Source organism: Halomonas sp. BC04 (genome assembly GCF_000568385.1).
On sequence record NZ_AZQX01000275.1, the window covers coordinates 1 to 9,725 of the forward strand.

At 66.2% G+C, this 9,725-nt stretch carries 6 protein-coding genes and 3 pseudogenes; 8 read left to right on the top strand and 1 reads right to left on the bottom strand.

Going from position 1 to position 9,725, the window contains the following annotated elements; all coding sequences use genetic code 11:
- The 8 genes and pseudogenes from Q427_RS18815 to Q427_RS34420 form a co-directional block, all read left to right on the top strand.
- The coding region (locus tag Q427_RS18815) for a prenyltransferase (RefSeq protein WP_043516636.1) at nt 1-600 on the top strand (600 nt) is incomplete at its 5' end.
- An 87-nt stretch (nt 601-687) separates the two neighbouring features.
- A pseudogene (gene trpB, locus Q427_RS18820) lies at nt 688-1,889 on the top strand (tryptophan synthase subunit beta).
- A gap of 120 nt (nt 1,890-2,009) precedes the next feature.
- On the top strand, nt 2,010-2,234 hold the full coding sequence (locus tag Q427_RS18825; protein ID WP_043516638.1) for a hypothetical protein: 225 nt from the start codon (nt 2,010-2,012) through the stop codon (nt 2,232-2,234).
- A gap of 15 nt (nt 2,235-2,249) precedes the next feature.
- A complete protein-coding gene (locus tag Q427_RS32585) occupies nt 2,250-2,915 on the top strand; it encodes an NADH-quinone oxidoreductase subunit K (RefSeq protein ID WP_197030738.1) in 666 nt (221 codons plus the stop codon).
- A complete protein-coding gene (locus tag Q427_RS36425) occupies nt 2,912-3,427 on the top strand; it encodes an LPXTG cell wall anchor domain-containing protein (RefSeq protein WP_331280665.1) in 516 nt (171 codons plus the stop codon). The genes Q427_RS32585 and Q427_RS36425 overlap by 4 nt, the downstream gene beginning before the upstream one ends.
- Nucleotides 3,428-3,435: 8 nt before the next feature.
- Nucleotides 3,436-4,320 (top strand): complex I subunit 5 family protein, encoded by an 885-nt coding sequence (locus tag Q427_RS36430; RefSeq protein ID WP_331280666.1) that lies wholly within the window; start codon nt 3,436-3,438, stop codon nt 4,318-4,320.
- A gap of 79 nt (nt 4,321-4,399) precedes the next feature.
- Nucleotides 4,400-5,904: pseudogene (locus Q427_RS18840) on the top strand (complex I subunit 5 family protein).
- 654 nt (nt 5,905-6,558) lie between these two features.
- Nucleotides 6,559-7,701 carry a proton-conducting transporter transmembrane domain-containing protein gene (locus tag Q427_RS34420; RefSeq protein ID WP_442905533.1) on the top strand — a complete coding sequence of 381 codons (1,143 nt, stop codon included), beginning with the start codon at nt 6,559-6,561 and terminating at the stop codon, nt 7,699-7,701.
- A gap of 35 nt (nt 7,702-7,736) precedes the next feature.
- Here the strand turns inward: Q427_RS34420 and Q427_RS18850 are convergent.
- Nucleotides 7,737-9,148, bottom strand: a pseudogene (locus Q427_RS18850) (PhoH family protein).
- Nucleotides 9,149-9,725 lie beyond the last annotated feature (577 nt).

The following is a 9,725-nucleotide window of genomic DNA, read 5'->3' on the forward strand; positions in this document are numbered from 1 at the left end:
GGCGTGGCGATGATCGGCGCCGGCTTCCTGTGGCAGGTGGGGGCGGTGATGCTGGCCTATGGCCTGCTGGGCCTGCTGCTGGTCGTCACCTACACCGGCTGGCTGACTCGTCGCCCCTGGCTCTGCCTGCTGGCGCCGGGGGTCGGTTTCGGCATCCTGATGGTGGCGGGGGCCTATCAGGCGCTCACCGGTATGCTCTCGCTTACCGCATTGGTGCTCTCTCTGGTGCCCGCGCTGCTGGTCAGTGCACTGCTGCTGATCAACCAGCTTCCCGATATCGAGCCGGACCGACGCGTGGGGCGCGATCATCTGGCCATCCGGCTGGGGGCTCGCCGTGCGGCCCGGCTGGCAGCGGCCTTGATGCTTGCCGCCTTCGCCGTCATTCCGCTGGCCTGGCTCGTCGGTGCGCTGCCCGCCGGGACCTGGCTGATGTGGCTGTCAGCGCCGGCTGCCGTCTGGTTGGCCCGGGGGCTCTGGTATCTTCCGAGCGCTGTGGAGCGGGGAGACCTGGCACCGCTGCTTCCGTTGATGGGTCTCAAGGTGGTGGTATTGCTGGGAAGCTTGATTCTGCTCAATGCGGGGCTTTTCCTGGCTGGCTGAGGGCCATCTCATCCAAGGTCTGTCTCGACAGCCATCGCCGGGCTGGGCAAGATGAGCGGATACTTTGGATGCCGCCAGGATGACACCATGAGCACTTCTCCCTTCGCCAACCTCCCCGACTCCCAGGGCTATTTCGGCCGCTTCGGCGGTCAGCACATCCCGCCTGAGCTCAAGCGGGTCATGGACGAGATCGATGCCGCCTACGAAGAGATTCGCGTGCGCGAGGATTTCCAACAGGAACTCGCCGAGCTCCTCGCCGACTACGTCGGCCGGCCCAGCCCGATCTTCCATGCCCGGCGGCTCTCCGAGAAGCTCGGCGGTGCGCAGCTCCACCTCAAGCGCGAGGATCTGAACCACACCGGCGCCCACAAGATCAATCACTGCCTGGGCGAGGCCCTGCTGGCCAAGTTCATGGGCAAGACCAAGGTGATCGCCGAAACCGGCGCCGGCCAGCATGGCGTGGCACTGGCCACCGCTTGCGCCTGGTGGGGATTCCCTGCGAGATTCACATGGGGCAGGTGGATATCGAGAAGGAGCATCCCAACGTCACCAAGATGAAGATTCTTGGTTGCAAGCTGGTGCCGGTGACCCGTGGCACCGCGACGCTCAAGGACGCGGTGGACAGTGCCTTCGAGGAGTACCTCAAGGATCCGCAGAACTACATCTATGCCATCGGCTCGGTGGTGGGCCCACATCCCTTCCCGAAGATGGTGCGCGACTTCCAGTCGGTGATCGGCAGAGAAGCGCGCGAGCAGTTCCTGGCGCGCCATGGCCGCCTGCCCGACCACGTCACCGCCTGCGTCGGCGGTGGCTCCAATGCCATCGGCATGTTCACCGCCTTTCTCGAAGACGAGTCCGTGCACCTGGTCGGCGTGGAGCCCGCAGGCGAAGGCCTCGACACCCAGCGCCACTCCGCCACCCTGACCCTGGGCAAGCCCGGCGAGATCCACGGCATGGCCTGCTATGTGCTGGAGGACGAAGCCGGCAACCCCATGCCGGTCCATTCCATTGCCTCCGGCCTCGACTATCCCGGCGTCGGCCCTCAGCACAGCCACCTGAAGGAGCTGGGGCGGGTCGACTACGAGACGGCCACCGATGCCGAATGTCTCGATGCCTTCCTGACACTGTCACGCGTGGAGGGGATCATCCCGGCCCTGGAGAGCGCCCATGCCGTGGCCTGGGCGATGCGGGTCGCTCCCACGCTGCCCAAGGATCAGCATATTCTGATCAACCTCTCGGGGCGGGGCGACAAGGACGCCGACTACGTGGCGGAAAAGCTGGGGCTGTAAGCGATGGGAGGGGGTTGGAATTGGCCCTTTGAGGTTGAGTCAGGCAGGATTAACCCCAAGGTTTCTTCATCGAAACCTTGGCTTTGACGCTTAGCAATCAATCACAAGGAGACCGTGACGATGCCCGATCTTTCCGAGGATATACGCCTGCCGGTGGCCTGTCCCAGCTGTGGCAGCCACCTCTACCGCGTTTCGGAGGTTCACAACCCCGATGACAAGGTATTCTGTGCTTCCTGCAAGCATCACTTATGCTCCTATGAAGAGGCCGTCGAAATGCTCAAGGAGGGCCCCAGCAGCGAGACCGAAGCCTTGATTGAGAAGGTCGTCAACCGCAACGGAAAATAAGGCTTCGCGCCGCCCATGCCGCCACTAGACGATGTGCTGCTGGCAACGCTGCCGGTGTTGCTGGCGGCCTTTGCCCTGTTCGACCGCCATCTGGTTCGCGCCTGTTCGCTATTCGTGCTGTTTGCCCTCACCGTGGCGCTGACCTGGTGGCAGCTGGACTTCGCCTGGCTGGCGCTGTTGGAGGTCCTGTTGGGCGCCGTCCTGACCGGTGCCTTCCTGTTCCACGCCCTGGGCATCGGCCTCGTCAGGCTAACGCCGACGGTTAGGCTGATCCATCTCAGGGACCCCATGCCGTGGATCTGGCGGCGAGCCATCGTCTACCTGGTACCTGTCCTGGCCCTGTTGGGCATGCTCACGGCCGCCCTGGCCAGTCTGCCGGCCAGCGAGAGTAGCCTGGCGGCTCGCTGGAGTGGGCTGGTACTGCTCGGCCTGGGGCTATGGGCCTTCGCCCTGCATGCCCATCTTCTGCGCCGGCTGCTGGCGTTCAATATCACCGGGACCGGAATTTTCCTGCTGCTGATGTCGTTGGTGGCCAACACGTCGCCCGCCGCGGGCCAGGGGTTGGTGATTACCGGCCTGGTCGTGGCGTGGCTGGGTACGGCGCTGGGTGCGTTGCTGACTCGCCGTCTGGCAGCCCTGGAGCAGCAGGCGACGCCGGCTAACGGCGGGCAGGCATCATGATCGAGCGCCTGGGCCTGGAGACAACCCAGCTACCGACGACGGGCAGCAGCGTAATGGCGCTGCTGATCGTGGGCCTGCCATTGCTGCTGGGTGTGGTGGGCGCCGTTAGTCGACCCACGCGCAACTGGCCTGCCGTCCTGGTGTCGCTGCTGGCACTGCTTCCCCTGCTGGTGTTGATGCGACTGGTCGTGACCCACGGTACCCAGGCCTGGGCGCTGGAACTCGGTGGCTTGACGCTTTACTGGCGTGCCAATGGCCTGACGCTGCTGTTGCTGCTGCTCACTCAACTGCTGGTGCTGGCCAGCGCCGCCTATGCCCCGTCCTATCTGCGTGCCGCGGTGCAGGCCCGGGGCAGGGGGCAGGCCTGGCTGTGGCCCTTGATGGGCCTGCTGGCGTCCAGCCTGTCGCTGATCTGGCTGGCTGCCGACCTGCTGGCCCTTTACATCGGCCTGGAGCTGATGGGGCTCACCGCGGTGGGCCTGATGCTGCTGCCCGGGCGCATCGAGCGTTGACGGCCGGCATGCGCTATCTGCTCCTCGCCCTGATCGGCTCGCTCGCGTTTCTACTGGGCGTGGCCCTGCTGCTGGGTACCTGGGGGCGGCTGGACCTGGCGGGGTTGGCCGCAGTGGCGGAGCCGAGCCCGGAGCTGTGGGTGGCCATGGCGCTGCTGAGCGCCGGGCTGCTGCTCAAGGCAGCGGCTTTCCCCTTGCATGCGTGGTTGGCGCCGGTGCACGGTTCGGCCTGGACACCGGTCAGTACCCTGCATGCCGCCCTGGTGATCAAGGCTTCGTTCTTCATTGCCCTGCAGCTGTGGCTGGTTCTCACGCCCGAAGCGGCGGCTGCTGCCTGGTTGGTGGGCGTCATGGGTGCGGCGGCCGTGGTATGGGGTGGGCTGCTGGCCTGGCGGGCCGACAAGCTCAAGGACGTGGTGGCCTGGTCCACGGTGTCGCAGCTGGGCTACCTGTTGATCGGCTTTCCGTTGCTCATCGGCACCGCACCGGCGGTGGCCAGCATCGCCTGGAATGGGGTATGGCTTCAGCTGCTCGCCCACAGCCTGGCCAAGGCCGCCATGTTCCTGGCCGTCGGCAACCTGATGCTGGCCACCGGTGAGCTGAGGGTGTCGGGCCTGGCCGGGGCCAGCCGACGCTTCCCGCTGGCCTTGTTGAGCTTCGGGATCGCTGCCATCAGCCTGGTGGGCTTGCCCCCCAGCGCCGGCTTTACCGCCAAGTGGCTGTTGCTGCATGCGGCACTGGCGGCGGGGCAGTGGCCCTGGCTGGTGGTGCTGGCGGCGGGCACCCTGCTCAGCGCCGCCTATGTGTTCCGCGTGTTCCGCTACTCCTTCGTCGAGGATGTGGAGTTGGCAGAGTATGAGCCGGTTCCCCTGAAGATGGATCTGATCGCCTGATCCTGGCGCTGGCCTCGCTGCTGCTGGGCCTGGCGGCGGCGTGGCCGCTGGCGCTGTTGGCGATGTCGGGAGGTGCGCCATGAGCCAGGCATGGCTGCCGCTGATTACCCTGGCCACCTCCCTGCTGGTGGCGCCGCTGATCCTGCTCCTGCCGGAACGGGCCTGGCGCGCGCGCACGGTGCTCAACCTCTCGGCAGCGCTGCTCAAGCTGCTGCTGGTAGGGCTGATGGTGGCGGGGCTCTATCAGGGGCGGGAGTTCGCCTTCGGCTTCACCGTGGTCCCCGGCGTCGAGTTCCTGCTTCGGGTCGATGCGCTGGGAATGATGTTTGCCGGCCTGTCGTCGCTGCTGTGGTTGGCCACGACGGTCTACGCCATCGGCTACCTGGAGGACTCCCCCAATCGCAAGCGTTTCTTCGCCTTCTTCAGTCTCTGCGTGGCGAGCACCATTGGTATTGCGCTGGCCGGCAACCTCTTCACCTTCCTGCTGTTCTATGAACTGCTGACGCTTTCCACCTACCCGCTGGTGGTGCATCGCGGGCATCCGGCGGCATTGGCCGCCGGCACCGTCTACCTGCGCTATACCCTGACTGGCGGGCTGGTGCTGCTGCTTGGGATCGTGGGGCTGCATGCGCTGGTGGGGGACGTCACCTTCGGTGAGCGCGAGATGCTGCGCGACCTGGGGCCGGCGTATCATCCGCTGCTGATCGGGCTATTCCTGGTGCTGCTGCTGGGACTGGGGGTGAAGGCCGCTCTGGTACCGCTGCACGGCTGGCTGCCGCGGGCCATGGTGGCGCCGGCGCCGGTCAGCGCACTGCTGCATGCGGTGGCGGTGGTCAAGGCGGGCGCCTTCGGCATCGTGCGCCTGGTATACGACGTCTACGGTATCCAGCTGACCTTCGAGCTGGGGCTGCTCACGCTGCTCACGGCCTTGTCGGTCTTCACCATTCTCTACGGCTCGGTGCGCGCCCTGGCGCAGCAGGAGCTGAAACCGCGGCTGGCCTTCTCCACCATCAGCCAGGTCTCCTACATCGTGCTCGGCATCAGCCTCTTCGGTCCCTTCGGCACTATCGCCGGGTTGGCCCACCTCATGCACCAGGGCCTGATGAAGGTGACGCTGTTCTACTGTGCCGGGAACTACGCCGAGGAACTGGGCATCCACCGCATCGACGAACTTGATGGGGCAGGGCGGCGCATGCCGCTGACCAGCCTGGCCTTCACCGTCGGTGCGCTGGGGATGATCGGCCTGCCGCCGGTGGCCGGCTTCATCAGCAAGTGGTATCTGGGGCTGGGCGCCGTGCAGGCCGGCATGCCCTGGGTCATTGGCGTCCTGGTGGCCAGCAGCCTGCTCAATGCCGCCTACTTCCTGCCGATCCTGCACCGGCTATGGTTCCGCGCCGGGCCCGAGCACGGCAAGGGGCAGTGGCCCGAGGAGCGTCGGTTGGGGCGCTTCGAGACCAGCGGCTGGCTGCTGTGGCCGACCCTGGCCACGGCGGTGTTCAGCCTGCTGGCGGGGCTGCTGGCCGGTCTGCCCTTCAGCCGCTGGACCTGGCAACGCTCGTGGCCACGGAGGAGTACCTGCCATGATCGCGACGCTGTTGCTGATACTGGCCATTCTCTGGCCCTGCTGCTGATGCTGCGTGGCCCACTGCGGCTGATGATGGAGCAGGAGGCGCTGTGGCGGCCGGGTCCCCGGTCGAAACTGCTGGATGCCTGGTGGGCCTCGGCCCCGCTACCGGCCCTGGCGCTGGCGCTATGGCCCGGCGAGACGACCCTGCTGCTGGAGGGATGGCTGCTGGGCGGCGTGTGGCAGCTCGACGAGGCTCGTCGCCCCTGGCTGCTCTTCAGTGCCCTGCTGTGGGGGCTGGCCGGTATCTATGCCCGGGGCTACCTGGCTGCCGAACAGCAGGCCGCCGAAGCCGGCGATGGCGACACCTTTCGCCGCCTGACGGGCCTGGCGCTGCTCTGGCCGCTGACGCTTGCCGGGAACCTGCTGCTGCTGCTCGCCGAGGATATCCCCAGCTTCTACCTGGGCTTTGCGGTGATGACATTCGCCGCCTATGGCCTTGTGGTCCACGCCGACAACCGCGACGCCCACCTGGGGGGACGGGCCTACCTGGTCATGGCCCTGTTCGGCGAGGCGCTGATCCTTGGCGGCTTGCTGTGGGCGGCAGGCAGCGAGGAGACGCTGACCCTTACCGGCCTGCGCGAGGGCATCGCCGACGCGATCAGGGTGCCTGGATGGCAGCGGTGCTGTGGCTGGGGTTCGGCGTCAAGGCCGGGGTGGTGGGGCTGCACGTGTGGTTGCCGCTGGCCCATCCGGTGGCCCCCACACCGGCCAGTGCGGTGCTCAGCGGGGTGATGATCAAGGCCGGCCTTGTCGGCTGGCTGAGCGTGCTGCCCCTGGGTGACGCTGCGGCCGGGCTCGAGGCGCTGGGTCAACCGGTGGTCGTACTGGGGCTTGCGGGGGCGCTGGGCGCGGCACTGTTCGGCATAATCCAGCGCCACCCCAAGGCGGTGCTGGCCTACTCCAGCGTCAGCCAGATGGGCATGCTAACCGCCCTGGTGGGCGTCGGCCTGCTGGAGCCCTCCTTGTGGCCGGGCCTTTCGGTGGCAGTGGTCCTGTTTGCCGCCCACCATGGCATGACCAAGGGGGCGCTGTTCCTGGGCGTCGGTATCAGCGAACACCCGCCCAGGCTGCCGGGCTGGCTGCTGTGGCCGTTGCTGACGCTGCCGGCGCTGTCGCTGACGGGCGCGCTGGCATCCGGCCTGGCCAGCAAGTGGGCGTTCAAGAACACGTTGTACGAGGGAGGCCATGGCGCCCTGGTCACCTGGTTGAGCCTGGCCGCCGTGGGCACCACGCTGTTGATGGCCCGGGCACTATGGCGGCAGTGGCACGAGCGGGGGCACAACACCATACCCTGGCTCGGGGCCATGCCGCTGGCCTGGCTGTTCTCGATACTGGCTGCAGCCAGTCTGCCACTGTGGCTGCCGATTGCCGGCGTCGGTTACCCGTGGCCACCGCCGGGTGAGCTGCCTGGCCTGCTGTGGCCTGTGGGGGTTGGCCTGGCGCTGACCGGCCTGGGTATCTACGGGCTGAAGGATATCGCCCGGCGGCGGCGGGTTGTCTGGCGGCTGATGCCGGGTGATCTCTGGTGGCTCTATGCTGCCCTGGCGAGACGCCTGGGCGCCGGCCTGAAGGCGTTTGCCGATGGCCTCGAAACACGCGGCTCAGGCCTGCGAGCCAGGCTGGTGGCGCGGGAAGGCGCGGTGATGGTGTGGATCGACGGGCTGACGCGTTACGAGCGACGCTTCCGGCAGCTGGCCGTGCCGCTGATGATCGGGGTGGCGGTGCTGCTGTTGCTGGGGTTCTGGCTGGAGTAGGGCGGCATGCCCGCTCCAGCCAGAGGGTCATGGTGTCAAAGTAGCTCTTCGCCGGCGAGCGCCAGGCGCGAGCGCTCCACGCTTCTCAGGGTGACATGGCTGGCATGGGCCCAGTTGCTGAAGCGCTGGACCAGTGCCGCCATGCCGCAGGTATTGGCGGTGAGGTAGGGGGTGTCGATCTGGCCGACGTTGCCAGGCAGACGATCTTGGTGTTGCGCGGCGCGGGTTACCAAGGCTTGAGCTGCTTGGGGGTGAAGTTCTGGGCCTCGTCGATGATCAGGAAGGTATCGTTGAGTGTGCGCCCGCGCATGAAGCCCGGCGCGCGGATCTGTACGCGGGAGCCGATCAGCGTGCGAGTGGCATCCTGGCTCCAGCTGGTGCTGCCGTCGTTCTCGTCGCGCAGCAGGTTATCCATGTTGTCGTGGAAGGCGCCCATCCAGGGCGACATCTTCTCCTCCTCGGTGCCGGGCAGGAAGCCGATGTCCTCGCTCATGGAGATCGGCGCCCGGGTGAAGACGATGCGCTCGAAGCGCTTGGCGTCCAGGGTCTGCTGGAAGGCCGCCGCCAGGGTCATGAAGGTCTTGCCGGTACCGGCGCTGCCGGCGATGGTCACCAGGTCGATGTCGTCGTCCATCAGCAGGTTGAGGGCGAAGTTCTGGCGGCTGTCGTGGGCATGGACTCCCCAGACGCCGGCCTTGTGGCGATAGTTGGTGAGCAACTGGAGCCGGGCGTGGTTGGGCCCCAGTTCACGGACGATGGCCTCGAAGCTGGCACCGTTCTCGCTGTCGGATACCAGCATGCCCAGGTGCCAGTCGGCGGGCATGCGCCCCTCCAGGCGGTAGAAGGTGTGGTGGTCGACACGTTCGACGGTAACGTCCACCTGCAGCTGGTCCCAGGGGCCGTTGTCGCCGGCTTCCGAGTCAGGATAGATGCGAACGCCTTCGAGCATGGCGTCGCTGTCGCTGAAGGCGCGGTCGGTCAGGTAGTCCTCCACCGGCACCCGCAGGGCGGCGGCCTTGACCCTCAGGTTGATATCCTTGGAGACCAGGATGACAGAGGCGTCGGGGCGCTCATCGCGTAGCCGGCAGGTCTCCGCCAGCAGCCGGTTGTCGGGGCTCTCTTCCAGGTGTTCGAGGGACTTCAGCTCGGGATAGCAGAGAAACCGCAGCCGCCCCATCGGGGTGCCGCCGGCACGGGGGATGGGAATGCCTTGCTGGATTTCATCGAAGGAGACCTGATTGGTCAGGTCGGAGAGGGTACGACTTACCTGGCGGGCGGTACGAGCGATCTCGCGCAGGCCGTTCTTGTGCTTGTCGAGTTCCTCGAGCACGGTCATGGGAATGACCACCTCGTGTTCTTCGAACTGATACAGGGCAGCGGGGTCGTGGATCAGGACATTGGTGTCCAGCACATAGAGCCGCTTGGCTTTCTTGTCGAGTCGGACCATCGGGCAACGCTCCTGAGTAGAGGGCACCTCCGACACTGGCCCGCCTGCCTTTCCATCGCCTGACAGTCCGGCATCCTCACTGGCCAGTGCCACTACGAAAGGCTGGTTCCTCCTCTTCAACCGTCTTCCTGACGTTCGACTCTAGAATGACGTTTTCGTCTCCCGCCTGCCATAGGCAGGCTTCAACGATCAGCTTCGTGCGCCTGGACCGACGCTGCCGGTGGTTGCCGTTAGCGTTGATAGCCCGCATGGTCGGGCGAACGACATCGGAATAGTATCGAATGACCGTAGTACCAAGAGAACTCCGCTGAACATCGTGCTTTCCAGCAGCCGGCATTCGCCTTCCATGCATTGATTGTGCTGAATGAGGCAGGTATCGTCCCAGCGGTTGGTATATCGGTCCGATTGAAGCGTACGGGCAAGCGTTGTCCTGCATAACAACAAGACATAACAATGAAGGGGAACTGAATGGATCCGGTTATCGTGGTCCTGCTATTGGCTGGCGCGGCGCTGTTGCTGGCCATGATCTGCATGGTGATGTACTTTTCCGGCCGCGCCAGGCGCAGCGCCACCCCGC

Coding starts and splice junctions, on each gene's coding strand:
- Q427_RS18825 (WP_043516638.1), top strand. CDS start 2,010: ATGCCCGATCTTTCCGAGGATATACGCCTGCCGGTGGCCTGTCCCAGC.
- Q427_RS32585 (WP_197030738.1), top strand. CDS start 2,250: ATGCCGCCACTAGACGATGTGCTGCTGGCAACGCTGCCGGTGTTGCTG.
- Q427_RS36425 (WP_331280665.1), top strand. CDS start 2,912: ATGATCGAGCGCCTGGGCCTGGAGACAACCCAGCTACCGACGACGGGC.
- Q427_RS36430 (WP_331280666.1), top strand. CDS start 3,436: ATGCGCTATCTGCTCCTCGCCCTGATCGGCTCGCTCGCGTTTCTACTG.
- Q427_RS34420 (WP_442905533.1), top strand. CDS start 6,559: ATGGCAGCGGTGCTGTGGCTGGGGTTCGGCGTCAAGGCCGGGGTGGTG.